Genomic DNA, 25,970 nt, shown 5'->3' on the forward strand with positions numbered 1-25,970 from the left:
ACGTGAGCGCGCCTCGAGCAACCTGGCGGCGAGCATACGGTGCGATCGCGCTGGCCCTGCTCGTTGCCGGCTGCTCCGGCAGACAAGCGGCGCTCAACCCGGCGGCCGATCAGGCCGCCCTCATCAACGATTTGTGGACGTTGATGCTCTGGGTCTGTGGCTTCATGTATGTGCTCGTGCTCGCCTTTCTCGGCAACGCTCTGTGGCGAGCGCGCAGGGTGCTTACGGCGGAACCGCTGAGTCATGGAGCGGAGAGTCCGGCGGAAGCACCGCTGCGCAGGGTGTTGACTGGATGGTTTGGATTGATCCTGGGCGGATTGATCGTGCTCAGCCTCGGCAGCTTCCTCATCGATCGCAGCCTGGCCAACGCTCGTCGCGACGCTGCGCTCAAGATCAAGATCACGGCCGCGCAATGGTGGTGGAAGGTCGAGTACGAAGGCGCGACGCCGGACCAGCGCATCGCTACAGCGAACGAGTTACGACTTCCCGTCGGACGGCCTGCGATGCTCGAGTTGCAAGCCGAAGACGTCATCCACAGCTTCTGGATTCCCAACCTCGGCGGCAAACAAGATCTGATTCCCGGCCGCATCAATTCACTGCTACTGACGCCGCGACGTGTGGGCGAATACCGCGGCCAGTGCGCTGAATTCTGCGGCTTGCAACACGCGAAGATGGCACTCGATGCCACCGTCGTGAGCGGCCAGGACTTCTCGGCCTGGCGCGCCCAGCAACTCGCGCCTGCGCCCGCACCGAGCACGCCGGAGCAAGTGCGAGGTCATGAAATATTTATGAGCGGCCCGTGCGCGACCTGTCATCAAATCGTCGGCACGCCCGCAGCCGGACAAACCGGTCCCGATCTGACCCATGTCGCCAGTCGCCGCTCGATCGCAGCGGGCGCCCGGCCCTATTCATTCGATGCACTCCGTGACTGGCTGCGCGATCCGCACACGATCAAGCCAGGCAATCACATGCCTCAGGTGCAACTGTCGGACGCGGACTTGAACGCGCTCACGTCTTATCTGGATAGCTTGAAATGAGCGCCGTCCTGCCACGCGAGCCGGGAAATGCCGAGATTGCCGCACTGGATGCGCAGCTGAAGCGTACGTGGGACGCAGGCTCCGGCTTCTGGGCACGGCTCGCCACTGTCGATCACAAGATCGTCGCGAAGCGCTATCTGATCACCGCCTTCGTGTTCTTCGTGCTCGCCGGCGTGCTGGCGTTGCTGATGCGCACCCAGCTGTTGCGACCCGACAGCGGCTTGATCGGCCCGGACCGTTACAACCAGATCTTCACCATGCATGGCACGACCATGATGTTTCTATTCGCTGTGCCCATCATGGAAGCCATGGCGGTGTATCTGGTGCCGCTCATGTGCGGCACGCGAAATATTTCCTTCCCCCGGCTCAATGCTTACAGCTACTGGGTGTATGTGGCCGGGGGTATCATGGTGTGGGTCGCGTTCGTGTTGAACATCGGCCCGGAAACCGGTTGGTTTTCCTATGTGCCGCTGGCGGGGCCGGAGTATTCCGCGGGCAAGCGCACCGACTTCTGGGCCCAGATGATCACGTTCACCGAAGTCGCCGCGCTCGCGGTTGCGGTCGAGCTGGTGGCCACGATCATGAAACAACGCGCCCCCGGCATGACGCTGTCGCGCATGCCGCTGTTCCTCTGGTCCATGCTGGTCACGTCGATCATGATCATCATCGCGATGCCGGCGGTGATGCTGGCCTCCAGCTTTCTCATTTCGGACCGGTTGGTCGGCACGCAGTTTTTCAATCCGGTGGAAGGCGGCGACGCGCTGCTGTGGCAGCACTTGTTCTGGTTCTTCGGTCACCCGGAGGTGTACATCATCTTCCTGCCGGCGCTCGGCATGGTGTCTTCGATCGTCATCACCTTCTCGCGTCGAACCATCTTCGCCTACACCCTGATGGTGCTGGCGCTGCTGGGGACGGGCCTGCTCGCCTTCGGCCTGTGGGTGCATCATATGTTCGCGACCGGCATCCCGCACCTGGGCAGCAGCTTCTACACCGCGGCCAGCATGATGATCGCGATCCCGTCCGGCATTCAGATCTTTGCCTGGATCGCGACCTTGTGGGACGGCCAGCCGCGCTTTCAATCGCCGCTGCTGTTCGTCATCGGTTTCATCGTGATCTTCGTGCTCGGCGGGCTCACCGGCGTGATGCTCGCGGCCGTGCCATTGGATCTGCAGTTGCACGACACCTACTTCGTGGTCGCGCACTTTCATTACGTGCTCATCGGCGGCGCGGTATTCCCGCTGTTCGGCGCGTTCTATTATTGGTTTCCGAAGTTCACCGGCAAGCTGCTCAGCGAACGTTTGGGCCGCTGGAACTTCTGGCTGTTCTTCATCGGCTTCAACGTTGCGTTCTTCCCTATGCACATTCTCGGGCTGGCGGGCATGCCTCGCCGCGTCTACACGTACGCCGCCGGATTGGGCTGGGAGTCGCTCAATCAACTCTCCAGCTTCGGTGCGTATCTGATTGCCACGAGTGTGCTGCTGTTCATCATCAACGTATTCCGCTCGCTGCGCGTCGGCGAGCCCGCGGGCGACAATCCCTGGGGCGCATCTTCGCTCGAGTGGGCGACCAGCTCGCCGCCGCCGCCCTACAACTTCATGCACGTGCCAGTGGTGACCGGGCGCGAGGCCTTGTGGCAGCCGGAGCCACGCCAAGTGATGGAGGGCTTGTCGCCCTCGCATCGTGAAGTTCTTTGCACGACCGTGCTGAATGCAGAGCCTGATCTGCGACAGCCCTCCGCGACACCGACGTTGTGGCCGTTGTGGGCCGCGCTGGCCACGACGCTCTGGTTCATCGGCTCGATCTTCGATGCGCGTGCCGTCGTCTGGGGCGCGCTGCCGGTGGGCGTGTGTCTGATCGGCTGGCTGTGGCCCACTCCGCCGCGACTGGTACGTCAAAGGAGCGCGGCATGAAACATCAAATCGTCGGCGATGTTTCCTCGCTGCCGGACAGCGGGTTCAGTCATCGCACCTTGATCTGGTGGGGCGTGCTCGGCTTCATCCTGATCGAAGGCACCGCGTTCGTACTGGCCGGCGGCTCGTACTTCTTTCTGATGAATCACACCACACCGTGGCCGCCGCATCGAGTGCCGCCCGACCTGCCGCTCGCGACCTGGTTTACCGCAGTGATGCTGGTGAGTGAATTGCCGAATGTGTGGACCGATCGGGTCGCGCACGCCGAGCGGTTGCTGCCGACACGCATCGGCCTGGCGCTCATGACCTTGATCGGACTGGCGCTGATCGTGCTGCGCTGGTTCGAATTCCAGACCTTGAACGTGAGTTGGGAAGACAACGCCTACGGCTCCATCGTGTGGGCAGTGCTGTTCCTGCACACCGTGCATCTGCTCACCGACTGGGTCGATACGCTGGTGCTGACAGTGTTTGCCTTCGTGCACGATCTGGAGCGCACGCATTACTCCGACGTGGCGGACAACTGTCTGTACTGGCACTTCGTCGCGCTCGCCTGGCTGCCGATCTATGCGTTGTTGTACTGGGTGCCGAGGATGCTGAAATGAGCGACATGAGTGTGCCGGGCTGGCGCGCCTGGGCGGGGATGATCGTCGGGCCGATCGCCTGGGGCATTCATCATCAACTCGGCTCGAACCTGGGTTACGCCGCATGCGACCGCGGCCCCGACGCGATCTCGCTGATCGCTGGCGGGGTCCTGCTGGCGGTAATTGCTGGAGCCGGCTGGCTGGGTTGGCAATCGTGGCTGCAAGCCGGCGGCCTGGAAGTTGACGAGGCGGATGCCATCGAAGTTTTCATTCCGCTGCTCAGTGTCATGGCGACCGCGTTGTTCGCACTGCCGATCTTCGTGCAGATGCTCGCCGATCTGATCCTGCCGTCATGTTTCGGCTGACACAGCAACCGCTATTCGTTTCGATGAGCTTGGTAGTGCCGGCACTGGCGTGGGCACATGCCGAGCCGGTGGCTCAGCAGGCGCCCGGATGGACACTGAGTCCAGGCATTCTCATTCCACTTGCGTTCTCGTTGCTGCTGTATGTGAGTGGGGCGGCGCGATTGTTTCAACGCGCTCATGGAGGCCGCGGGCTACTGCGCCGTCGCGCGATGCTGTTCGCTGCTGGCTGGCTGATACTCGCAGCGGCAGTCGTCTCTCCTTTGCACGAGGCCGGAGAAAGTTCCTTCACGCTGCACATGATCGAGCACGAAGTGCTGATGCTGGTTGCAGCGCCGCTGCTGGTGCTGGCGCGTCCCCTGGAAACCATGCTGTGGGCCTGGCCGGGCCCGGCGCGCAAAGTCATTGGCGGTTGGGTGCACAGCTCGGCCCTGCAAAGCAGCTGGCGATTCCTGAGTGGCGCCGTCACCGCGACGCTCCTGCAGGCGGCCGCGCTGTGGTTGTGGCATGGGCCCATATTATTTGAGCTGGCACTGGCGCACGATGGCTGGCATATCGCTCAGCATCTGTCGTTTTTGATATCGGCGTTGTTGTTCTGGTCAGCGATGTTCCACAACAAACGAGCTCACGGCGGACGAGGACTGGCGGTGCTATGCCTGTTCGCTACATCGGTTATCAGCGGCGCGCTGGGCGCGCTCATGGCGTTTTCGCAAAGCCCCTGGTACCCACGCTACGCGGCGCTCGGGCTTGCTCCCTTCGGCCTGACACCGGTGGAGGATCAACAACTCGCGGGCTTGCTCATGTGGATTCCAGGGGGCCTGGTGCATGCGGCGGCGGCACTGATTCTGCTGGCCGCGTTGTTGCGCGACTCGACTGAAACTATTTCCAAAACACCGCGTTTCCCAGCCACGGATCCTTCGATCCGCGACGCTGGAATCTAGCGGCGTTACTCTCGAGGGAGTCATCATGCGAGCGGTAAGAAAATCGATTTCGGAACGCATCGTGAAGGTCGACCCCGCCTTGAACCGGCCCGCCAACGCCGACGAGAGCGTGCCGGAAGCTCTAGTACCGGATGTCATCCGGGCCGATGTGCAGCGAAGCGCACCGGACACTCCGCAGACGCGCTGGCAGCGCATCGCGCAGCGCGCTTATGAGCTGGCCCAGCAACGCGGCTTCGCACCGGGCGCGGACTTGAGCGACTGGTTGCGGGCGGAGCAAGAAATCGACGCGGCCGATCAGCAAATCCAGGCCGCGCCGGAAAATCAGATCACAGGTTAGCGAACGCTCAACGCCGCGAGCCAGCGCCTTGCGTGAGCATCGCGTAACTTTCTTTGGCATGCTCGAGGTGATCCATCACCTCAGGCAACGTCTCGCTGGAATATTTTCTCAGTGCCTCGTTCTGTCCCGCGCTGATATGCCATTGCAGCAGGTTGGCGGTGCGCTGATGATCCTGGATCTGGGCCGAGATATACGCGAGGTCGAAGGTCTGACCCGAGGCCTTGTTCAACTCGTTGCGCACGCTCTGATGCTCCGGATCCAGGTCTTTCGGCAGGTCGGGATTCAAGCCGCGTCCCAGCTTCAATAGCTGCTGATTGGATTTGGAATGCACGTCGACCATGCGGTCGGCGAACTCGCGCACCGATTTATCGGTAGCTTTCTTTTGCGCGAGCTTGCTCAATTCCACCTCCGCCTGACCGCCGAGCGCCGCCTGGCGCACGAACAACTTGTCCTGAGTGTTCGAGCCTTCGGGCGCCGGTCTGGCCATCTCCTTACCCGCGGTGTCAGGTGACATCCCCGCCGGATTGGTCTCTTCCTGAGCGAAGGAACCGGAAGCCAGCAGCGCGCAGCCGCTGGCCAGTACGAATACCGATACGTGTCGTGACATCGATGTCTCCTAGAGCGCCAGCATGTAAGCAACCAGCGAGTCCTTCTCGTCGGCGGTGAGCTTCAGTCCCAGCACGAGATTGAAGAACTCCACGGTGTCGGCCAGCGTCATCAAGCGGCCGTCGTGCATATACGGCGGCGAGTCCTTGATGCCGCGCAGAGTGAACGTCTTGATCGGCCCATCGGGCATCGCCACCTGATCGTTGAACACCTGACCTTGCTTGTAGAAGCGCTCGAGTTTGAGATCGTGCATCTGCTGATCGAGGAACGACTCCTGCGGAATGTGACAACCGGCGCACTGCCCCTTGCCCAGGAACACCTTCTCGCCCGCCAGCTCTTTGGCACTGGCTTTGCTCGGATCCAGACGACCGAGCGGATCGAGCTTCGGCGCGGGCGGGAAGTCGATCATGTTCTGCATCTGGGCCATCATCGCGACCTGGTTGGGTCGATCCGGCAGATTCACACCTTTGCGTGTGGCGCTGACGTGATCGCCGTTGAAGTACGCGGTGCGCTGTTCGAACTCGCTGAAATCTTCCACCGAGCGCAGCGAGCGCTTCGAGCCATGGATCTGTTGATTGAACATGCCTCGCAGGCTGGTGGTATCGAGCCGAAAACGAGCCGCCTGCGGACGCACGTCCGGCGTCAAATGGAAAGCGGCGTTGCTATGGAAGTTCTGGTGACAATCGAGACATGCCACGCCGTCGCTTTGCTCGGCGACCTTGCGATCCTCGGTCTGGTTGAACTCTTCCTGCGGGAATGGCGTGAGCAGCAACCGCAGACCTTCGATCTGCACCGGCGTGAGAATCCCGACCATCATCGCGTAGTAGTTGCGAATGGTGAGCAGCTTGCCGCCGCTCACGTCGCCCAGGTCGGGGCGATTGCTCAGAAAAATCGGCGCCGGGAATTCCGGCGTCAGGTGATCGGGCAGATCGAAATCGACGTCGAAGCGTTTCAGATTGCGGTCTTCGGCATCGCCGATCGCCTTGATCTGGTTTTGCGGAAACACCTGTCCGCCGGTCAGATGTTTGACGTGCGGCAGCGGCATGAAGCCGGCGGGAAACGCGCCCTTCGCTTTGATGTCATCCGGCGTCATGTTGGCCAGCGAATCCCAAGTCGTGCCCGGGCGTAGCTTCACACGCACACCGTCCTGCACGCCTTTGCGCCCGCCCGACATCTTCACGCCTTGCATGGGGCGATCGGCCAGGTCGTAGCGCTCATTCAACAGGCTCTGCTGACGGCGCTGCACGGCGGGCTTGGCGGCTTCATCGTTTCTTCGCACCACGTCCAGCGGCAAGGTTGGCAAAGGGCGATAGGTGGCGTCGGGTGGTAACGAGTCGGCGAGTGCGCCGCCGACGGCGGTGACGCTCATCGCCGTGAGACAAAGTAACAACTTGGACTTTCGCATGGGTCGGCTCCCTGCAGCTGGTGCTCGCATTCATCGGACTCCGTCATTGAGGTGCTTGAAACACTCCGACCAGCTCGACCTTGGCGATTGAAGCCATCCGGCAGGTCGAGGCTTGGTGTCGAGTGCAAAAATCTGGAAGTGATAGCGATGCGGCGGGTCGCCCACCGGCGGCTCCCGGCATTCGTTACATGTCGAGCCAACGCTGACAAACAACTCACCGTCGGGGATGAAAGCCAGCGTGCGGTTCGGATGTTGGCCGCCGTCTGGCAAACCCGCAGTGACGATGCCGTCGCCGTCCGTATCACGCAGCATCACCAGATTGCCCGGCGTGCGCTGAGTTACATACACCGTGCCGTCATCGGCAACCGCCTGCATGCGCGGATTGTCGAGACCTTCGGCGAGGGTCGGCGAGAGCGTGCTGACGAATATTCCCAAGCAAACAACGCCAGCCCTGTTTCCCATACGCGCCTCGCTCAGTGATGCGAGCACGCAAAGGCCGGCGCGACAACAAAGTTCCTCAGTTGAGACTCATTCGAGCGATGCGCGCCGGGCCGTTAACACGCGCTATGCAGATTTGCGATGGCGCCGGGCTCGTTGGCATCGAAGGTGCCACGTATTCACCTATGTTATTGAGAGAGTCGCGGTGTGCAGACTAATCTCCGCTGCCGCGCGGAACGCGCGGATTCGATTCGCCCTCGCGTTGTTCGCGCCCGGCAGGCGGATCACAACGAAAAGAAGTCAAAAAATTAACATAGGTTAACATCATCGCGCGGGACCAATTCTTCATGCTCAGCCGTTTAGTGGCAGACTTGCCCGGCGGCGCCTATCGTATTCCCCCCTTGGCGGACGCCCAGCATGAGATCTCCGTGATGACGTCAGCTGATAGTCCGGACCTCGATCTCTCGCGCCGTCTCAACAGCGGTCTCAAGCGAGTTGCGTCTGCGCACGGCGTGGATGCGGTATTGCTTGCGACCGCGACTGCGGCAAAGGAACTGGCGGATGCAGCCGGTCTCTGCGCCGTTACGGCCGATAGTTCTCATTGCGTGATATCCACTCCGGACAACAGCAGCGTGAGCACACTCGACGGCGGCTCGTCGCTGCATCGTTTGATTACCAGCGCGGCCGCAGCCGGTGAGGCGATAGTGCAGCACCGTCCGCAGATGGAAGTGGAACTCCCGTCCGGGCGACGCATTCTGGCGGAGACGTTGCTGACAGTGCCCGTGGGCGTCGAGTCAGGGTATCTGGGACTCGCGTTTTTCTGGCGTGACGGGGTGACGCCGAGCGCCGCCAGACTGATCGTCTTACCCGGACTGGCATGGACTTGCTGCCTGGCCTTGCGAGCACAACAGCATGAAGCCCGCTTGCAGGAGAGCCGCGTCGAGCAGCAAGCGCAGACCCACGAGATTCAGCATCGGGCCCGCAACCTGCTCGCCACAGTCCGGTCGATCATCCGCCGCTCGGGCCAGACGTCCGAATCTCCGGAAGAGTATGCGTCACACCTGGAAGCGCGCATCAGCGCGCTGGCCCGCACGCAAGGCGCATTGACCATCGATCAGCATTCGGGGCCGGAGCTCGAAGATCTGATTCGCGCCGAGCTGACGGCCAACGCGGTCACCGACGGTCAGTTCGTCATTGCCGGCCCTTCGTGGCGCATGGCCCCGCGGGCGGCCGAGACCATGGCACTGACGCTGCACGAGCTCACCATGAACGCACTCAAGTTCGGCGCGTTCACCGTGCCCGACGGCCGGCTGGCGGTGAGCTGGAGCATCGAAGCCCTACCGGCGCCGACCCTGCGCTGGCGCTGGATCGAATCGAATATACAGATTGCGCAGGCCACACCCAGCCGACGAGGCTTCGGCCGCGAATTGATCGAGCGCTTATTACCTTATGAGCTCGGCGCCGTCACGCGCTTGACGATTGCCGATAGCGGCGTGCGTTGTGAAATCGATCTGCCGATCAACGAGCGTACTGCCGCCCACGTCGACGGAGCATAGGGACACTGCCATGAGAACCCATCCGATTCGCGCCAAGATTCCTCTCGACGGCATCCGCGTCCTGGTCGTCGAGGACGATTACTTCATCGCCGATGAAATCTGCTCCACGTTGCGTGAGCACGGTGCTGAGATCGTGGGCCCCTCGCCCGACGTCGAGCACGGCCTGCAGATGGTCAGAAGCAATGATATCGATTGCGCCGTGCTGGATATCAACCTGCAAGGCGACTACGCGTTCGGTATCGCGAGCGAGCTGCGTCAGCGTGGCACTCCCGCCATCTTCGCCACCGGCTACGACGTGTCGGTATTGCCCGGTGAGTTCAGCGACAGTATCCGGCTCGAGAAGCCGGTGAATCTGCAGGCGCTGCTGCAGGCGGTGCAAGCTGCTTGCGGCCGTCGGCAAGCGCTCACATCAGAGCAGGAAAGTTGAGAGAGCCTTTGTTCATGCCCGAATCCAGCCTCATTCACCTGCTGATCCGCAAGCTCGAAAACTTCGCGGAGCTCACAGAGGAAGAGAAGCGCGCTCTATACGAGGCGGCGGGACCGGTGCGCGCGTATGGCTCGCACGAGGACCTCGTGCGCGAGGGCGAGCATTCCAGCGGCGTCTCGGTGATCGTTTCGGGCTTCGCGTGCCGGCACAAGATGCTGCCCGACGGCCGCCGGCAGATCATCGGCTATTTTCTGCCGGGCGACATGTGCGATGCCCGAGTGTTCATTCTGAGGAAGATGGATCACACCATCAGCACGCTGGCGCCCTCCTCGGTGACGATGTTGTCGCGCGACGCCATTCTGGATATCACTGCGCGCTATCCGCGTCTGACGCGGGCGTTCTGGTGGAACACCCTCGTCGAGGAGGCGATTGGCCGTCAGTGGCTGGTGAGCATCGGCCAACGCACGGCGCTGGAACGCATCGCGCATCTGTTTTGTGAGATCTACGTGCGCTTGCAGTCGGTGGGCCTGGCGACGCCGGAAGGGTGTGAGCTGCCGGTCACTCAATCGGAACTGGCCGATACGGTTGCGCTCTCCACCGTGCACGTGAACCGCACCCTGAAAGAACTGCGCCGGGTCGGGCTGGTCTCGATGAGCAGCAAGTCGCTGGTGATCCACGACTTCGCCGGCCTGCGCTCGCTGGCCATGTTCGACCCCGGCTATCTGCACCTGGAAGGCGAAGGCTTACTGAAGGATCGTTATAGCCAGACGTTGCTCAAGACGCTGTAGGCGCGGCGATCGACGCGGCAATTCGTGCCAGGTCGCGGCTCGATTCGGCTGGCACCGACACCGGCTTGCAAACATAGAACTCATGCTCAGGCCGGGACACCACTTCGAACCCGGCCGAGCGCAATAACCCTTCCACACAAGCGGCGTTCGGTACCCACCAATTGCTGTCGTCATCGGCGACCCGATGTTCGACGAACGCCATCTTCGGCCAGTGCTCGTCCAGCATCAGCTCGCGACGATTCAGCGGCACATCCGTAGGCACGACAGCGCGCTCCTCGCCCGGCATGGTCATGCTTTGAAACACCATGAGTCGCCGCGTGGCCCGACGCACCAGATCCAGTGCCAGCGTCGGATAGCGCAAGTGATAAAACACGCCGGTGAACCACACCATATCGTAGTGCTGACTGGCGCCCAGCAAGCCATACACATCGCCTTCGATGAAATCGACCCGATCTTTCATATCGAATTCGCGAGCCGCCCAGCGAGCCTGACGCACATACAACGGCTCGACGTCGACGCCCAATACACGCGCGCCCCGTCGTGCCAGCTCAAAGCTGTAGAACCCGGCGTTACAGCCGATGTCGAGCACCGACCATCCCGTCAGATCGTCGGGCACGGCACTCGCGACGTGCTGCCATTTGAAACTGGGGAAGTCGCCGAATGGATGATCCGGCGAGGTTTGCGTGCCATCCGGCAGATGCAGATTGTGAAACCAAGGGCCGAGTCCCGAGATCTGCTCGCGCATCGAGCTTTGCAACGCCATGGTCAGGCCCTCAATGTGCCGCGACGGCGCGTTCGCCGGACACTCCGGCAGCCGAACGCAGCGGCTGTTCCAACCCAGCCCCACGCGCAGCGCTCAGATAACTGTCCAGCTCCTCCGCTCGATGCAGGCTGCTGTGCTCGGCACAGATACGCTCGCGCGCAGCGGCGGCAATCTGCCTGGCTTCCGCATCGCTCACGTTCTCCAGAACCTCCGCCACGTCCTCGGTGGAGTTGGCCAGCAGAATTTCTCTGCCCGGCTCCAGCAATTCATCGAGCCCGACCCACTCGTCCGAAATAATGGGCGTGCCGCAAGCAGCCGCTTCGAACAACCGGACGCTCGGCGAATAGCCGGCCTTGCGCATATCGGTGCGCGTGAGGTTCAACGTGAACCGTTGCCGTCCATAGAACTGCGCATGCGAGCCGGGCGCCATGTGATCGATGCGCTGTACATTCTTCGGCCAGACCAGATTCGACGGATACTGCGCGCCGACCACGGCAAAGCGACGCTTCGGCACGCGACGCGCCGTTTGATTCAACAGCTGCTCCAGTGCCGGCTGGCGATCTTCGCTATAGGTGCCGAGATAACCCAAATCGATGTCCCGGTGCGAGCCGACGGGTTGATGCTGATCGACGTCGACACTGCAATACAGAGGCCGCGCGGCCTTCGCACCGAAGTCGCGTTCCAGACGATCCAGAATGGGCCCGCCAGTAAAGCTGAATATCGCATCGAACTCCGGGACCTGCGACGCGCGCAGATACTCGCAGCTGTCATCTTGCAGTCGTGCCACCGTCACGGGCGTGTCGATGTCGTAGAACGCCTTTACGCCCGTCGCATGATCGAGCACCCAGTCGCAAACGTTTCGGCCGTCGTCGACGTACGAACCGACGATCACTGCCGCCGCCGCCCGCAGGCGAGGCGTATATCTGGCACGCAACTCGTCAACGTCTGCATATAGTCGCGACTTGCAATACGGCAGGATGGGCGCATCCCGATTGCTCGCATACCACGGCTGATCGCACTCGAGAAACAATACCTGGTGGCCCAGCTGATGCAGTCCGCGAATCAGCGAGCGGTAGGTCGAAGCGTGTCCGTTGCCCCACGAAGAGGTAATGGACAGGCCGATGAAAATGATCTCGTCAGAGCGTCGCATGTCGCACCTCCTCGTCGCGTCTGGCGGGAATGGCGCGACGGGCCAACTGCTCCACCAGTAACTTCTTTACGTCTCGAGCGCGATGCTCGTACGTGTGCTCGCCGAGCAGACGCAGCAGGGCACGCTTACCGATGCGCCGCGCCTGGGTCGTCGTCAGCCCTGACAGCACCGCCGCCACTTCCTCGCCGCTATCGACCTTCAGCACTTCCTTGCCTGGCTCCAGGAACTGCTCCAATCCCTGCCACGCATCGCAGATCAAACAAGCGCCCGCACCGGCCGCCTCGAACACTCGGGTGGGCGGGGAGTAACCGACCTGCGCCATGCTGTCTCGATTGATGTTGAGCACCGCGAGCGTCGAGCAGTTGAAGGCATTGTGATCGCGGGTATAGACATGACCGGCGTAACTCACGTTCGGCGTGAGACTGACGTTGCGATCCCAACCGGCGCCGCCGAGCAAGAATTTCTTATCCGGCAGCAATATCGCAGGTTTCAAAAAGAACGTTTGCACCCGGCCCTCGCGATCGGGCAACCGGTTGCCCAGGAATCCGAGCGCCCCACTGAATCTCGAGTCCGGTTGCACGGGATGATGGGTCGTCGGATCGAGCGCGTTATAAATCGGAACGCACCGACGGGCGCCAAAGTTCGAGTACGCCTCGACGACGGGCGGTCCACCGCCATAAGTCAGAATGAGATCGAAGCGCGGCACCTGGGCGCGAAACGGATCGGAAGCATCGGCCTGCATGCGCTGCAAGGTCGCGGGCGCATCCACATCCCAGAAAACAATCAGATTCGACGCGCTCCGCAACCGGGGGATCTCGGCTTCCAGCTCCTCGTCGAACACGCCGACGCCGCTGGCCTTGACGATGATATCTGCGTCTCGCGCTTGCTCGAGCGCGGCTTGCCAGCCGTCCGTCGTTGCTGGATAGATCACGACCTTCGCCCAGTCCGGATCGGACATATCGCGATGCTGCTGCCGATCGAATGCATCCGGCTCGTAGAAAGTGACATCGAAGCCGCAGCCAGCGAGCGCGCGAATCATGCCGCGATAGTAAGTGGCCGCGCCGTTCCAATACGCCGACACCAGACTCGAGCCAAACATGGCCAAGGTGACTTTCGCAGTCATGCCAACCCTCCTGCGGCTGAGCGTCGCACCGGAATCGCACGCAGCGCTTCCAATATTTTCAGCAACTCATCGACCCGATGCGCGCAGGAATGGCGCGTCCGAATCGTTTCCAATCCGTGACGAGACAGACTCTGTGCGAGCTCGCGATCGTCGAGGACCGCGCGGAGATGACGTTGCATTTCATTGCCATCGTTGGCCACCAGATAATCGATGCCCGGACGGAACAGAAGCTCGGAGTCGATCCAGGGCGCACTGATCAAGGGAATGCCGCACGCCAATGCTTCGAACATCCGAATCGTCGGGATGCCATGCAGCTGTCGAGCGTAGGTCTGGCGAGGCACATGTACGGTGCAACGATGGCGAGCGAACACCTCGGGCACTCGATGATTGGGCAGCCAGCCTCGATATGCGATGCCCGCCTCGCGCAATGTCTGTAGCGCATGACCGGGATAGCGGACTCCATGCACCTCCGCTCTCAAGCGCAGGCGGCGCACCGGCTCGATCAAATATTCCTGCAGCTCGGCGCTGCGCTCATCGTCGCCCCAGTTGCCGATCCAGACGAGATCGGAGCGCTCATCGTCACAGGACAGGGGCATGAAACGCCGCAGATCGGCGGCTTCGTGCCACACCCAACTCTGCGCAGCCCAGCCGTGGCGTGTGTATCGATCCGCCACGGCTTGCCCGAATGCGAGCACGCCGTCGTAGTGACGCAGATCCAGCGCCGCCATGGCCGCTGCGTCGGAGACGCTGCGATGGTGGGTGTCATGAAATAGCGCCGTGCAGCCGCGTCGCCCGGCGATCTCGCCGAGCCGCTGGATCAATCCAGGCTCGTTCCACTCATGAACGATGACTACGTCGGCTCCATCCAGGGCTTTTTCGACATCCAGAATCGCAGCGTCGAAAAACGTACTGCTCAACTCGGGGAAAGCCACCCGAAAGTCGGTGACCGCGGCCTCGCCCCGCTCGTTGAGCAGATTCGTCAAGCTCCAGCCGGATCGCGGCTCGTAGACGTCGACGTCATGTCCTCGATACAACAGCTCGCTGACCACGCCACGCAGGAAATGAGCGTTGCCGTGATTCCAGTCCGAGATCAAGGAGTGATAGAACAGGACGAACTTCATGCGACAGCTCGCCTCCTGGTCGCGCGGCGGCGAACCAGTGTTCGATAAGTGTCGACATACTCAGCCGCCGCTACTGCCATGGAATATTTGCTGGCGCGCGTTCGTGCCGCGGCCGCCAGCTTGCGCTGACGTTCCGGATCGGCGAGCAGGGCTTGCAGTAACGCGCGCAGCTCGTCACTGCTTCTTGGCTGGAAGAATTCCGCCGCGCCATCCCACAGTTCGCGCAGCGTCGGAATATCTGCGAGCACGAGCACACATCCGGCAGCCGCCGCTTCGAGCACGACCAGGCCGAACGGCTCATAGAGCGCGGCATGTACGAACAAGCTCGCTTGTCGCATCCAGGCGTGGACTTCGTGAGCCGGCTGATGACCGACCGCTCGTAGCGCCGACGGAATGAACTCCTGACCGTCCGGCCCCGCGGTGTTGCCGATGACGCAGGCGTTCCAAGTCGAGCCCTGCGACGCTTCGTCCAGCACGCGCAGGTTTTTGGAAACATCCCAAGGCCGGCCGCAGGCCAATACGATCGGCTCCCGAGAGACATCGCAATTGAACGTCGTCGCCGCGCGCCCGTTGTGAATGACACGAGTCGGCTGCGTGAGCCTGTAGCTCGCGCCGAGCTGCTCCAGGAATGCGGCGGTCGGAGCGACGATGATGTTGGCGCTGTTCAGTCCGTCCTGGACACGGTGGCGATATTCATTCCATCGATCAGGCGGCGGTGAGCCATGCACTGCCTGCCACCACGTCGACACGCACGAGTGCGCTACGCAAACTACCGGCCGTCTCCATGGCAACGTCGCGTGCGAGTAGCCATTGAGGTGAATCACATCCACCGCATTTGCAGCGGCCAGATCGAGCAACCACTCTCCGGCGACAGTCACGTCGTCCCAAGGCTCGGTCATCCATTCCAATCGATAGTCCGACTCCAGGAGACTCACATTGCCGAGCGCTTTCGCGGCATCACGCTGAGCCTCAGTCGGAAGCGGCCCCATACTGGCAAGCACGACTTCGACGTCATGCGCGGCCAACGCGGAGCACAGATCCAGCGCATAGGTCCACACGCCGCCGACTGCATCGGTTGTCATCAGGAGCTTCATGCCCGATAGACCTCCTCGATGAGCTCGGCACTGCGAACGATGTGCTCCGCTTCCGGATCGAAGCGATTGCTTGCTCGCAAGCGCTGCAGCCATGCGTCGAGCGCCCGGGTCCCCCAGTCATCGCGCGACATTCCCAATCGCTCGCGATTCGTTCCCTGGAACCAGTGGACGTCGAAGTCATAGAAAGAGCCGTCGACGTTGCTCCATGAAGCGCCACCGCGCGTGCCGGTGATTTCCATCTGGATGCGCGCGGGCTGGCCAATGTGCGCATGCCAGGAGCAGCTGAGCCGTACGATCGCGCCGTTCGGTTGGATGAATTCGGCGTAAGCGAGATCTTCCAATGGTCCGTCGCAGCCTTGCAGCGGCTGTCCATCGGCAAACAAGCGGCTGCGCACGCGCTCCATCGGGGGCGCGTCCTGGACCCATAGCGCCAGATCCAGCAGATGCACGCCCAGGTCGAGCAAGCAGCCGCCACCGGCGAGCGCGCGTTCGCGACACCAGGATTTGTCTGGCCCGTAAGCATTGTGGAAGACGAGATCGACGGCAACGATTTCGCCCAACGCGCCCGACCTCAGTCGTTGTCGCAACTCATGCATGCCGGAGATGTGGCGATAGCAGAAGTCGATGCCGAGTAATCGATCGGCCTCGCGAGCCGCTGCCAGCACCCGTCGCACATCGTGCAGCGTGGTGGCAAGCGGCTTCTGGCAGAACACCGACAGGCCATGCTCCAAACAAGCAATGGCTTGAGCTGCGTGCAAACCATTCGGTGTGGCGATGACCACCGCGTCGAGCCCTTCGTCGAAGAGGGCATCGATGGTCGGTGCCACGGACGCATCCGGATGAACGCTTGCAGCTGCGCGCAAACGCTCTGTATCGCTGTCGACGAGCGCGGCCACACCGAACTGCGCATCCGGTTCGGAGACCAGCGCGTCCAAACGCTTGCGACCGATCCAGCCCAAGCCGACGAAGGCGATGCGCGGTCGAGAGTGCGATAAGCGCACCACCTTGGTCGGCACTTGCAGCCGAGCGCTCATGACCCAGCCTCATTGAGCAGCAGCGCTTTCACAAAACCTTCCGGGCGATCGCGCATGAGCTTGAATCCACGGTCGAGCGAGCCGAGCGAGACCGTGTGCGTCAACAATGGAAACGGATCGAGTCGACCTTCCAGCGCCGCCTGAATGGCTTTCTGCACGCCGGCAACGTAGCGATCCATGGAACGCTCATGCGCGTTGATGACATCGAGACCGCGCCAGTTCCACTGCTGCATGTTGACCTGACGCGGTCCGTCCTGGTGATAGCCCGCGATGATGAGCCGCGCGCGTTCGGCGGTGATCTCACTCGCAAGGTCCAGCCCGGCCTGCACTCCCGACACTTCGATCACGCGATCGAACCCGCGCCCGCGGGTGAGCTGCATCGCTCGTTCCGCGTCATGACCGTCGTCCTGGGTCGCGACGGTATCTTCTGCGTCCATCGTTAATGCAAGCTGTAGCGCAAAGTCACGATGTGACAACACCACGACGTGCGCCCCCGCGTCGGACGCCAGTTGCGTCAGCAGCAATCCGATGAAACCGCCACCCACGACGGCGACCGTTTGTCCGCTATGAATGTCGCTGCGCTCGAAAATATTCATCGCGCAGCCGAACGGCTCGCCTGGAAATGGCTCGTCGTCCAGTTCTTCAGGCAACGGTACGACGCAATCGCGCGCGGCCAGGTCGTACTCGGCAAAGGCATGGCCCGACATGAGCGCCACTCTTTGCCCAACGTCGATGTCGTCCACGGCCGAGCCCACCGCATCGACGACGCCCCACCCTTCATGACCTGGCGAGCCCGCTTCGAGCGGATACTTGAACCAATCGCGTCCTTCCCACACCGGTAGGCCGGAAGCGCAGATACCGCAGCCCTGCAATCGAACGCGCACCTCGTACGCAGCAGGTTCAGCGATTTCAACCTCGCGAACCCGCGTGGTCATCGGCCGGATCAGAGTGGCTGCGTGTTGCAATCCGCTCATGCATCTACCCAGACAGACCTAGCTCGCGCACCGATCCGTGCGCCGGTGTACGTCGATGCATCGACGGCAACTCGGACGCAGTCAACCAATCGCACAGGGCTTCGAGACCCTGCGCCACCGGCGTGCGCGCGTACCAATCGGTCGCATGCTGGAAGCGGCTGGTGTCGGACACGTAGTAACGCTGATCGCCGACGCGCCACGCGTCGAAGTGACGATCCACCCGTCGCTCCAGCAATTGCTCCAGGTGCCGCAGCAACTCCAGCAAGCTCACCGTATTGTCCGGCCCACCGCCGATGTTGAATGCGCGCCCGGACAGCCGATCGATGTCGTGACGCGCCTTGGCGAAGGCATCCACCAGATCGTCGACGAACAAAATGTCGCGCACCTGTTTGCCATCCCCATAAATCGTGATGGGCTCGCCGGCCAACGCTCGACGAAGCATGTGAGCCACCCAGCCCTGGTCCTCGTTGCCGTGCTGATGCGGTCCATAGATGCAGCTCATGCGAAACACGGCCGTACGCAAGCCAAAGCTGCGTGAATAATCCAGGACATATTGTTCGGCAGCGCCTTTCGAGCAGCCGTACGGACTGTGAAAATCCAGGCACCGCGATTCATCGATGCCTCGGGCGCGAACCCGCTCGGTGGTCGGCATGTAACGTTGCCCCTCGATTCGAACGCGCAGATCCTCCAGTCCGCCATACACTTTGTTGGTGGACGTGAAGATCAAGGAAGGCGCGCGAATGGCCCGTCGCGCCGCCTCGAGCACATTCAAGGTGCCGACCGCGTTCACATCGAAATCGAAGGTCGGATTCACGAGGCTGCTGGTCACCGCAACCTGCGCAGCCAGATGCACGACATGCTCGACCCCCATCATCGCGGTGGACACCGCGTCCGGATTTCGGACATCCGCCTCGACGAACTCCACGCCGTCCGGGTGATGCCGCTGCAACCAGTCGATGTTTGTTTCGCTGCCCGCTCGGGCCAGGGAATCGAGAATACGAACCCGTTCGCCGCAGGCCAGCCAATGCGCCGCGAGATTCACGCCGACGAATCCCGCGCCGCCCGTGATCAGAACGCTGCAGTCCCGCCCGTTCTTCGCCACCGCGCTCACAGCGTCAACCCCTTGCGACCGAGCTCGGCGCTCGCGCGCATGAAGTTGTCGTTCGCGGAAGTGCCCGCCAGCCATTCGGCCAATTCAACCAGACCGTCCTCGAACCTCACTTGCGGCCGATAGCCCAGCAATCGCTCGGCTTTGGATATATCCGCGAAGCAGTGCCGGATGTCGCCAATGCGGTACTTACCCGTGACCAGCGGTTCCACCGGGGCATTCACCGCGTCGATCACGCTATTGGCGACCTCCAGCACAGTTCGCGGCTCGCCCGAGCCGATGTTGAATGTTTGCCCGACGGCCGGTGTCGTCAGCGCCAGCTGGCACGCGCGAGCCACGTCCCGGACGCTGACGAAATCGCGTCGCTGCATGCCGTCCTCGAAGATCAGCGGCGAATTGCGGTTGAGACAGCGCGACGCGAAGATCGCCAGCACGCCGGTGTATGGATTCGACAGCGCCTGATGCGGCCCGTAAGCATTGAAGAAGCGTAACCCCACTGTCGGCACGCCGTAGGCAGCGCCAAACATCAGGCACATCTGTTCCTGATCGTATTTCGACAGCGCATACACCGAGGCCGGCACCGCATGTTTGGTCTCCGGTGTCGCTACCGGTTCGAGCATGCCGCCGTCGCTTTCGATCTCCCAACGCCCTTCGCACAGCTGTTCGCGCGAGCGCAGCGGCGGCTCGCAATACTGGGCGCCACCGTTGATGCCCGGGCGTCGATACAGTCCCTCGCCGTAGATGCTCATGCTGGAGGCGATCACCAGCCGTTGCAGCGGGCGATCCATCAATGTTTCCAGCAACATCGCGGTGCCCCGGTTGTTCACGTCGACGTAGCGCTCGATCTCATACATGCTCTGACCGACGCCCACGGCGGCGGCGAAGTGACACACGTGCGTCACATCCTTCAGCGCGAGGGACAAAGCATCGCGGTCGCGAACGTCACCTTCGACGCGCTCGACGTCGGGATGCAAATGAAGCGGGAAGCCCGCATCCGCGCCGTGCACCTGCTCGTCGAGCGCGTCGATCACACGCACTCGTGCGCCGCTTTCCGCAAGCAGGTTCGCCACGTGCGAACCGATGAAACCTGCGCCGCCAGTCACCAACACGCGCGAATCCAACTGCATGGGTTGATTCGATGTCCACAGCTTGCCCACTAGCCTCTCCTCGATGACTGTCGGTGACGGCGTACGTCGACGACGTCTGTCTGCAAGGTAAGTAGCAACAAGCGTGCCGCCACTGCGGCACCTCTCTGCACGGCATAAAGCAAGTGACTTTCACCGGCGACCCTGAAAAAAAGTTACACAGCCGCGGAGTGCTTACACACTTTCATGACGTCGCCGCGCGCACTCGCGCCAGTTGGTACTTTGCATGGTTCGTGCATCAGTCACGTCACACGATTCGCGGGAGACGGCATTGAACGCAGAGACAGTGAACGTTGGCATCGTCGGCGCCGGCAACTGCGCATCGTCCTTCGTACAGGGACTGCACTACTACCGCGATGCCGATGACGATGCGGTGATCCCGGGGCTGATGCACCCGAGAGTCGGTCCATATCACGTGCGTGACATCAGAATCGCCTCGGCGTTCGACATCACCGCGCCCAAAGTCGGCAAAGACCTGTCGGAAGCGCTGCTCGCGGCACCCAACAACACACGAGTGTTCGCGCCGCTACCGGCGCTGGGCGTCACGGTCGCGCGGGGCCGCACGCTCGATGGCATCGGCCTGTATCTCGAAGACGAGTTGATCGAATCGGACGCACCCGAAGCCGACATCGTGCAGATCCTGCGCGACAGCGGCACACAGATTCTTGTCTCCTATCTGCCGGTCGGCTCACAGCGAGCCACCGAGTGGTATGCCTTACGGGCGCTGGAGGCGGGCTGCGCATTCGTCAATTGCATTCCGGTGTTCATTGCTTCCGATGCGGACTGGCGACGTCGCTTCGAGGTGGCGCGCTTGCCGCTGGTGGGCGATGACATCAAGAGCCAGGTGGGCGCGACCATCGTGCATCGAGCGCTCGCCACTCTGTTTCGGGAGCGCGGCGTGCGCCTGGATCACACCTATCAGCTCAACTTCGGCGGCAACGCCGATTTCAAGAACATGCTGGAACGGGAACGGCTGGTCTCGAAGAAGCTGTCCAAGACCCGCTCCGTCACCAGTCAGATCGATGTGGCCCCGGCCAACATTCACGTCGGGCCGAGCGACCACGTCGAATGGTTGAGCGATAGAAAGTGGGCCTACATCCGCATGGAAGGCACGGCCTTCGGCGGCTCGCCCTTGAACGTCGAGTTGAAGCTGGAAGTGTGGGACTCGCCGAACTCAGCCGGCGTCGTCATCGACGCCGTACGCTGTGCGCAGCTCGCACTGGATCGCGGCGTAGGCGGCGCACTGACGGGCCCGTCGAGTTATTTCATGAAGTCGCCGCCTCAGCAGTTCACCGACCATGTCGCGCGTCAACTGACGCTGGACTTCATCGCCGGCCAGGTCGCTCAGGAACAGCAGGATCAAAGTCATGATCAACGAGCTCGTGCTCGTGCGCCACGCCACGTGCGAGCGCATGGATGAGATGTTGCTGGGACGCACGGTCGACGCGCCGCTGGCCGCCATCGGAGTTCGCGAAGCCGAAGCAATGGCCTGCGCGCTCGGCTCGTCACAGGAAACATTGATCGTGGCGAGCCCGCGACGTCGCGCTCAGCAAACGGCAGCCGCGATCTGCGAGCGCAGTCAGTGCGAGCTGGTCACTGCTTGCGACATCGACGAACTGGACTTCGGCCACTGGTCGGGGCAAACATTCAACGAGCTCGCTCAGGATCCAGCGTGGCGACGATGGAACGAGCAGCGCGCTACGGCGGCAACGCCGGCGGGCGAGCGGATCGGAGACGTGCAGGCACGAGTGGTGCGCCATCTCGATCGACTGCGCCAGACATTTCCCGGCCGGCCGATGGTTCTGGTCACGCACGCGGAAGTCATTCGCGCCGCGCTCCTGCATTGGCTGCAAGCGCCGGTCGACGCTTATCGACGACTGGCGATCAGCCCCGCCTCCATCAGTCGCGTGAGCCTCAGCGATTGGGGCCCGCGCATCGATGGCATCAACCAGCGGGCACCGTTATGAAAATCGCCATCTTCGGTCTGACCATCAGCTCCTCGTGGGGCAACGGCCACGCGACACTCTGGCGCGGGCTCGGCAAAGCGCTGGCAAGACTCGGCCACGAATTCGTTTTCTTCGAGCGCGACGTGCCCTATTACGCCAGCAGTCGCGACTGGCCTTCGCTGCCCCCGTCACTGGGCGATAGCAAGCTGGTGCTGTATTCGGACTGGTCGACGATCGAGGGTCGCGTACGTCGCGAGCTCGCCGATTGCGATACCGCGATTGTCTCGTCCTATTGTTTCGACGCGCAGGCTGCCACCGACGCCATCCTCGACGCGCAACGTCCACTGGCGGTCTTCTACGACCTGGATACGCCGGTCACGCTCGATGCGTTGCGCTCGGGCAAGCACGTTCCCTATATCCCGTGGCGAGGCCTCGCCGATTTCGATCTGGTGTTGAGCTACACCGGCGGTGCGGCGCTCGAAGCGTTACGAAGCGATCTGTCCGCGCATCGAGTCCGTGCGTTGTATGGCCACGTCGATCCCGATGTTCATCAACCCGTCGATCCCGTGCAGCGCTATCGCGCGGCGCTGTCGTGGCTGGGCACTTATTCGGCGGATCGGCAAACCCTGCTCGAAGAGCTGTTCGTCGCACCGGCGCGGCAGCGGCCCGGAGACAAATTTCTGATCGGCGGCGCGCAATATCCAGAGCACTTTCCCTGGAGCGACAACGTTTACTTCGTTTATCACCTGCCGCCAACGGAGCACGCCGCGTTCTTTTCCTCATCGCGCCTGACGTTGAATGTCACCCGCGAGCCGATGGCCCGCATGGGCTGGTGCCCCTCGGGCCGATTGTTCGAGGCCGCGGCGTGCGGAGCGACTGTGCTTTCGGACGAATGGTGCGGTCTGGAAGATTTCTACACGCCGGGCGAGCAGGTCCTGGTCGCTCGAGTCGCCGCCGACACCTTGGCCGCGCTGGATCTGAGCGATGCACGCTTGCAGGCCATCGGTCGCGCCGCGCGTGAGCGGACATTGGATGAGCACACCAGCCTGCATCGGGCCAAACAGTTGATCCAGTATCTGGAGGAGATCCGTTCGCCGTCGCGCCGGCGCTCGCTGCAACCTCCATTGCAGGATCACGGGCAACACTTCGACACAGCGAGGCCATGACCATGTGGGGCATCGTTCCCGCCGCCGGACGCGGCAGTCGTATTCAACCGCTGGCCTTCTCGAAAGAGCTGTTGCCGGTCGGCTCCCGTACCTTGAACGACACGCAACGGCCGTGCGCGGTCAGCGAGTACTTGCTGGAACGAATGATCAGAGGCGGCGCGGACAAAATCTGTTTCGTCATCGGCGCCGGGAAATCCGACATCCTGGAATACTTCGGCGGTCAATTCGGTGGCGCCGACCTCGCCTACGTCGTGCAACCTCAGCCTGCCGGACTCTGCGACGCGGTGTTTCGTGCGCGCTCTGTGGTCGCGGCGAATGACACCGTGGCCATCGGATTGCCCGACACGATCTGGTTTCCCGATCACGGTCTGGCGGCACTGCCGGACGACAAGCTTTCGTTCTTGTTGTTTCCAGTGGAGCGGCCCGAACAATTCGACGCCGTGATGCTGGCCGACGATGGCGAGCACGTCACCGAGATCCGCGTCAAACAACAGGATCCCGGCACCCATTGGATCTGGGGGGCGTTCAAGATGCCTGGCTCGGTCCTGCACGAGTTGTATCGCTTGTGGCGCGAACGTAACGAGCGCGACGAATATTTCGGCACCTTGATCAACGCCTATCTGGCCGCGGGCGGCGAAGCGCTCGGCATCAAGGCCGGCGAGGCGTATGTCGATGTCGGTACGTTGCAGGGCTATCGGGCCGCGATGCTCATGCTCAGCGATACGCCGCCAGGCACGGCTGACATGCCGACGCCGGTAACGCACAAGTGCGCACGTATCGAGGTCCGGACATGATCGAAGCCGCCATGATCTGGAACGAGCCGAACAACAAATCGCACTGGGATCCGGAGATCGATCCCGGGTGGGCGCGCTTTGCGGAGATGGCCTGTCTCGCCGGGCAAGCGATTCACTCCGCCAATCCGCGCCTGCCTCGCGTCCTTGGCGGCATGTCGCCGATCGATCCGTGCTTTCTGCGAAACCTCGAAGAGCGCGGCGTGCTCGAGCAGGTGGATGCCGTCGCTGTTCATGGCTTTCCGCTCGACTGGAATCTTTGGTGCATCGACGAATGGCCGACCAAGCTCGCGGAAATTCAGAGGGCGACGTCGTTGCCTGTGTGGGTGAGCGAAGTTGGCGTCTCGAGCTTCGGTGCCGAGGAAGTGCAAGCGTGGGGCGTGGATCGAACGGCCTCATTGCTCAAAGGACGGGCGCCGCGTATTCATTGGTACAGCCTCTATGACTTGCCGCGCGCATGGCCCGCCACGACGCGACATCGCGAAGCCGAAGGCTCCTCCTATTACAGACATTTCTATATGGGCCTGCTGCGCGAGGACGGCACGCCCAAACAGGCGCTGGACCGATTCGGCGATCACACGCCGGCGATGGGCATTTGTCAGTGGTTTCATTTCGAAGATCATCGGCTGGATGAAGGAGTCGCCTGGTTGAAGCGGCTCAATGTGCGACACCTGCGTACCGGTCTGTCATGGGCTGACAGCTTCCGCCCCAATGCGCTCGCGTGGTTCGACCGACAAATGACAGCGCTCCAGGACTTCGATGTCACAGTGACCTTCTGTTTCACGCCAGAGCATCTTGGCATCATGCCTCATCACACCAGCGCGCCGCGCGAGCCGGAACGATTCGCCGAGTTCTGTGCGTCGATGATCGAGCGCTACGCGCCGACGGTTGCAGGCACTGAGCATCCCATCAACAGAGTGGCAGTCGCATGAGCCGCGCATTCATCATCGTGCTGGACTCTCTCGGTGTAGGCGGCGCGCCCGATGCCGGCCGTTATGGCGATAGCGGCTCGGACACCTTGGGTCATATCGCGCAACGATGCGCCGACGGCGACGCCGATCGCAGCGGTCTCCGGCATGGAGCGTTGCATGTTCCCAATCTGTGCTCGCTCGGTCTCGGTGAGTGTTGTCGCGTGGCCACGGGCATGATGGCTCCGGGTCTGGAAACATCCGCCTGGCGACAGGGCCATGCCGGCGCGGCCGCCGAAGTATCGACGGGCAAGGATTCACAATCGGGGCATTGGGAGATCGCCGGCAGCCCGGTGGATTTCGAGTGGGGATATTTCCCTCGGACCGAGCCTTGCTTTCCGAATACGTTGATCGAAGCGCTATGCGAGCGCGGCAGCTTCGACGGCGTGCTCGGTAACAGACATGCGTCGGGCACCCAGATCATTGCCGAGCTCGGCGACGAACACCTGCGCACCGGCTGGCCCATCTGCTACACCTCCGCCGACAGCGTTTTTCAAATCGCGGCTCATGAGCAGCACTTCGGATTGGAGCGCCTGTACCGGACCTGCGAAGTGGCCCGCGAGTTGCTCGATGAGATGTGTGTCGGCAGAGTCATCGCTCGTCCGTTCGTCACGACCGGGAAGGGTTATCAGCGAACCTCGAACCGTCGAGACTATGGAGTACCGCCGCCTTTTCCCACACTGTTGAGTCGCGCCCGGGATATCGATCGTGAAGTCGTTTCGGTCGGAAAAATCGGCGACCTGTTCTGTCACACTGCCACCGGCCGCGAGCTGAAAGGCAAAGACAACGACTCGGTGTTCGATCAGGCAGTCGCTGCGATGAGGCACTTGGGCGAGGGTGGACTGATGTTCGTGAATCTGGTGGATTTCGACACGCTGTACGGTCATCGTCGCGACGTGCCGGGTTATGCCGCCGCCTTGGAAACGTTCGACTCACGCTTGCCCGAGTTCATGCAGCAGCTGGACGACGGCGATCTGGTCATCATTACCGGCGATCACGGCTGCGATCCGACCTGGCCCGGCTCCGATCACACGCGCGAATGCGTACCGGTGCTCGCGTTCGGGCCGAATCTCGAGATCGAGGGTGAGAGCCGTCGCTCACTGGGTCGGCGCGCCAGCTTTGCTGACATGGGCGCGACGGTTGCCCGACATTTGCGACTGCCACGCGGCGGTCATGGTCAATCTTTCTAATGGTAACCG

27 protein-coding genes are annotated in these 25,970 nt (G+C 62.2%); 15 read left to right on the top strand and 12 right to left on the bottom strand.

The window, feature by feature from the left end:
• Positions 1–2: 2 nt before the first annotated feature.
• Genes ACFPN2_RS07165 through ACFPN2_RS07190 form a run of 6 tightly spaced genes read left to right on the top strand, consistent with a single transcriptional unit; the run spans position 3 to position 5,168 of the window.
• A complete protein-coding gene (locus ACFPN2_RS07165; RefSeq protein ID WP_380595932.1) occupies positions 3–1,037 on the top strand; it encodes a cytochrome c oxidase subunit II in 1,035 nt (344 codons plus the stop codon).
• Positions 1,034–2,947 carry a cytochrome c oxidase subunit I gene (gene ctaD, locus ACFPN2_RS07170; protein WP_380595933.1) on the top strand — a complete coding sequence of 638 codons (1,914 nt, stop codon included), beginning with the start codon at positions 1,034–1,036 and terminating at the stop codon, positions 2,945–2,947. Before ACFPN2_RS07165 ends, ctaD begins: the two co-directional genes overlap by 4 nt.
• Positions 2,944–3,549 (top strand): cytochrome c oxidase subunit 3, encoded by a 606-nt coding sequence (locus ACFPN2_RS07175; protein WP_380595934.1) that lies wholly within the window; start codon positions 2,944–2,946, stop codon positions 3,547–3,549. The genes ctaD and ACFPN2_RS07175 overlap by 4 nt, the downstream gene beginning before the upstream one ends.
• The gene (locus ACFPN2_RS07180; RefSeq protein ID WP_380595935.1) at positions 3,546–3,893 is read left to right on the top strand and encodes a hypothetical protein; all 348 of its coding nucleotides are present in this window, start codon (positions 3,546–3,548) and stop codon (positions 3,891–3,893) included. The genes ACFPN2_RS07175 and ACFPN2_RS07180 overlap by 4 nt, the downstream gene beginning before the upstream one ends.
• 23 nt (positions 3,894–3,916) lie before the next feature.
• Entirely contained in the window at positions 3,917–4,831 is a 915-nt protein-coding gene (locus tag ACFPN2_RS07185) for a cytochrome c oxidase assembly protein (protein WP_380595936.1), read from the top strand.
• Positions 4,832–4,856: 25 nt separating this feature from the next.
• On the top strand, positions 4,857–5,168 hold the full coding sequence (locus tag ACFPN2_RS07190; protein ID WP_380595937.1) for a DUF2934 domain-containing protein: 312 nt from the start codon (positions 4,857–4,859) through the stop codon (positions 5,166–5,168).
• 7 nt (positions 5,169–5,175) lie between these two features.
• Here the strand turns inward: ACFPN2_RS07190 and ACFPN2_RS07195 are convergent, their stop codons facing one another.
• Genes ACFPN2_RS07195 through ACFPN2_RS07205 form a run of 3 tightly spaced genes read right to left on the bottom strand, consistent with a single transcriptional unit; the run spans position 5,176 to position 7,641 of the window.
• On the bottom strand, positions 5,176–5,775 hold the full coding sequence (locus ACFPN2_RS07195; RefSeq protein WP_380595938.1) for a DUF4142 domain-containing protein: 600 nt from the start codon (positions 5,773–5,775) through the stop codon (positions 5,176–5,178).
• Between the two features lie 9 nt (positions 5,776–5,784).
• Positions 5,785–7,179: a cytochrome B6 gene (locus ACFPN2_RS07200; protein WP_380595939.1), complete on the bottom strand. Its 1,395-nt coding sequence runs from the start codon at positions 7,177–7,179 to the stop codon at positions 5,785–5,787.
• A 30-nt stretch (positions 7,180–7,209) separates the two neighbouring features.
• A complete protein-coding gene (locus ACFPN2_RS07205; protein ID WP_380595940.1) occupies positions 7,210–7,641 on the bottom strand; it encodes a PQQ-dependent sugar dehydrogenase family protein in 432 nt (143 codons plus the stop codon).
• Between the two features lie 407 nt (positions 7,642–8,048).
• Here ACFPN2_RS07205 and ACFPN2_RS07210 point away from each other — a divergent pair, with 407 nt between their 5' ends.
• Genes ACFPN2_RS07210 through ACFPN2_RS07220 form a run of 3 tightly spaced genes read left to right on the top strand, consistent with a single transcriptional unit; the run spans position 8,049 to position 10,388 of the window.
• Positions 8,049–9,173, top strand: coding sequence for an HWE histidine kinase domain-containing protein (locus ACFPN2_RS07210; protein WP_380600064.1), 1,125 nt, complete (start codon positions 8,049–8,051; stop codon positions 9,171–9,173).
• A 10-nt stretch (positions 9,174–9,183) separates the two neighbouring features.
• On the top strand, positions 9,184–9,600 hold the full coding sequence (locus ACFPN2_RS07215) for a response regulator (protein WP_380595941.1): 417 nt from the start codon (positions 9,184–9,186) through the stop codon (positions 9,598–9,600).
• A 14-nt stretch (positions 9,601–9,614) separates the two neighbouring features.
• Positions 9,615–10,388, top strand: a complete 774-nt coding sequence (locus ACFPN2_RS07220) for a Crp/Fnr family transcriptional regulator (protein WP_380595942.1) — start codon at positions 9,615–9,617, stop codon at positions 10,386–10,388.
• On the opposite strand, the gene ACFPN2_RS07225 is transcribed toward ACFPN2_RS07220, so the two are convergent.
• From ACFPN2_RS07225 to ACFPN2_RS07265, 9 genes are read right to left on the bottom strand one after another with little or no spacing between them, the layout of a single operon-like run.
• Positions 10,375–11,151: a TIGR04290 family methyltransferase gene (locus tag ACFPN2_RS07225; RefSeq protein WP_380595943.1), complete on the bottom strand. Its 777-nt coding sequence runs from the start codon at positions 11,149–11,151 to the stop codon at positions 10,375–10,377. The two genes, ACFPN2_RS07220 and ACFPN2_RS07225, sit on opposite strands and share 14 nt — an antisense overlap.
• Before the next feature lie 10 nt (positions 11,152–11,161).
• Positions 11,162–12,301: a CgeB family protein gene (locus ACFPN2_RS07230; protein ID WP_380595944.1), complete on the bottom strand. Its 1,140-nt coding sequence runs from the start codon at positions 12,299–12,301 to the stop codon at positions 11,162–11,164.
• Positions 12,288–13,424: a CgeB family protein gene (locus tag ACFPN2_RS07235; RefSeq protein ID WP_380595945.1), complete on the bottom strand. Its 1,137-nt coding sequence runs from the start codon at positions 13,422–13,424 to the stop codon at positions 12,288–12,290. Before ACFPN2_RS07235 ends, ACFPN2_RS07230 begins: the two co-directional genes overlap by 14 nt.
• Positions 13,421–14,545: a CgeB family protein gene (locus ACFPN2_RS07240; protein ID WP_380595946.1), complete on the bottom strand. Its 1,125-nt coding sequence runs from the start codon at positions 14,543–14,545 to the stop codon at positions 13,421–13,423. Before ACFPN2_RS07240 ends, ACFPN2_RS07235 begins: the two co-directional genes overlap by 4 nt.
• Positions 14,542–15,627 (bottom strand): glycosyltransferase family 4 protein, encoded by a 1,086-nt coding sequence (locus ACFPN2_RS07245; protein WP_380595947.1) that lies wholly within the window; start codon positions 15,625–15,627, stop codon positions 14,542–14,544. Before ACFPN2_RS07245 ends, ACFPN2_RS07240 begins: the two co-directional genes overlap by 4 nt.
• 8 nt (positions 15,628–15,635) lie before the next feature.
• Positions 15,636–16,673, bottom strand: coding sequence for a Gfo/Idh/MocA family protein (locus ACFPN2_RS07250; protein WP_380595948.1), 1,038 nt, complete (start codon positions 16,671–16,673; stop codon positions 15,636–15,638).
• A complete protein-coding gene (locus tag ACFPN2_RS07255; protein WP_380595949.1) occupies positions 16,670–17,647 on the bottom strand; it encodes an MDR/zinc-dependent alcohol dehydrogenase-like family protein in 978 nt (325 codons plus the stop codon). Before ACFPN2_RS07255 ends, ACFPN2_RS07250 begins: the two co-directional genes overlap by 4 nt.
• 4 nt (positions 17,648–17,651) lie before the next feature.
• Positions 17,652–18,758, bottom strand: a complete 1,107-nt coding sequence (locus tag ACFPN2_RS07260) for an NAD-dependent epimerase/dehydratase family protein (RefSeq protein WP_380595950.1) — start codon at positions 18,756–18,758, stop codon at positions 17,652–17,654.
• Positions 18,755–19,882 (bottom strand): SDR family NAD(P)-dependent oxidoreductase, encoded by a 1,128-nt coding sequence (locus tag ACFPN2_RS07265; RefSeq protein ID WP_380600066.1) that lies wholly within the window; start codon positions 19,880–19,882, stop codon positions 18,755–18,757. The genes ACFPN2_RS07260 and ACFPN2_RS07265 overlap by 4 nt, the downstream gene beginning before the upstream one ends.
• Positions 19,883–20,171: 289 nt before the next feature.
• On the opposite strand from ACFPN2_RS07265, the gene ACFPN2_RS07270 reads away from it, so the two are divergent.
• The 6 genes from ACFPN2_RS07270 to ACFPN2_RS07295 are packed head-to-tail and all read left to right on the top strand — an operon-like array spanning position 20,172 to position 25,961.
• Entirely contained in the window at positions 20,172–21,320 is a 1,149-nt protein-coding gene (locus ACFPN2_RS07270) for an inositol-3-phosphate synthase (RefSeq protein WP_380595951.1), read from the top strand.
• Complete coding sequence (locus tag ACFPN2_RS07275) at positions 21,268–21,867, top strand: histidine phosphatase family protein (protein ID WP_380595952.1); 600 nt, start codon at positions 21,268–21,270, stop codon at positions 21,865–21,867. Before ACFPN2_RS07270 ends, ACFPN2_RS07275 begins: the two co-directional genes overlap by 53 nt.
• Positions 21,864–23,012 (top strand): CgeB family protein, encoded by a 1,149-nt coding sequence (locus tag ACFPN2_RS07280; RefSeq protein WP_380595953.1) that lies wholly within the window; start codon positions 21,864–21,866, stop codon positions 23,010–23,012. Before ACFPN2_RS07275 ends, ACFPN2_RS07280 begins: the two co-directional genes overlap by 4 nt.
• A 2-nt stretch (positions 23,013–23,014) precedes the next feature.
• Positions 23,015–23,806: a nucleotidyltransferase family protein gene (locus tag ACFPN2_RS07285; RefSeq protein WP_380600068.1), complete on the top strand. Its 792-nt coding sequence runs from the start codon at positions 23,015–23,017 to the stop codon at positions 23,804–23,806.
• Positions 23,803–24,735 (top strand): glycoside hydrolase 5 family protein, encoded by a 933-nt coding sequence (locus ACFPN2_RS07290; RefSeq protein ID WP_380595954.1) that lies wholly within the window; start codon positions 23,803–23,805, stop codon positions 24,733–24,735. Before ACFPN2_RS07285 ends, ACFPN2_RS07290 begins: the two co-directional genes overlap by 4 nt.
• A complete protein-coding gene (locus ACFPN2_RS07295) occupies positions 24,732–25,961 on the top strand; it encodes a phosphopentomutase (RefSeq protein ID WP_380595955.1) in 1,230 nt (409 codons plus the stop codon). Before ACFPN2_RS07290 ends, ACFPN2_RS07295 begins: the two co-directional genes overlap by 4 nt.
• Positions 25,962–25,970 lie beyond the last annotated feature (9 nt).

This window comes from Steroidobacter flavus (assembly GCF_042651805.1).
Lineage (GTDB): Bacteria > Pseudomonadota > Gammaproteobacteria > Steroidobacterales > Steroidobacteraceae > Steroidobacter > Steroidobacter flavus.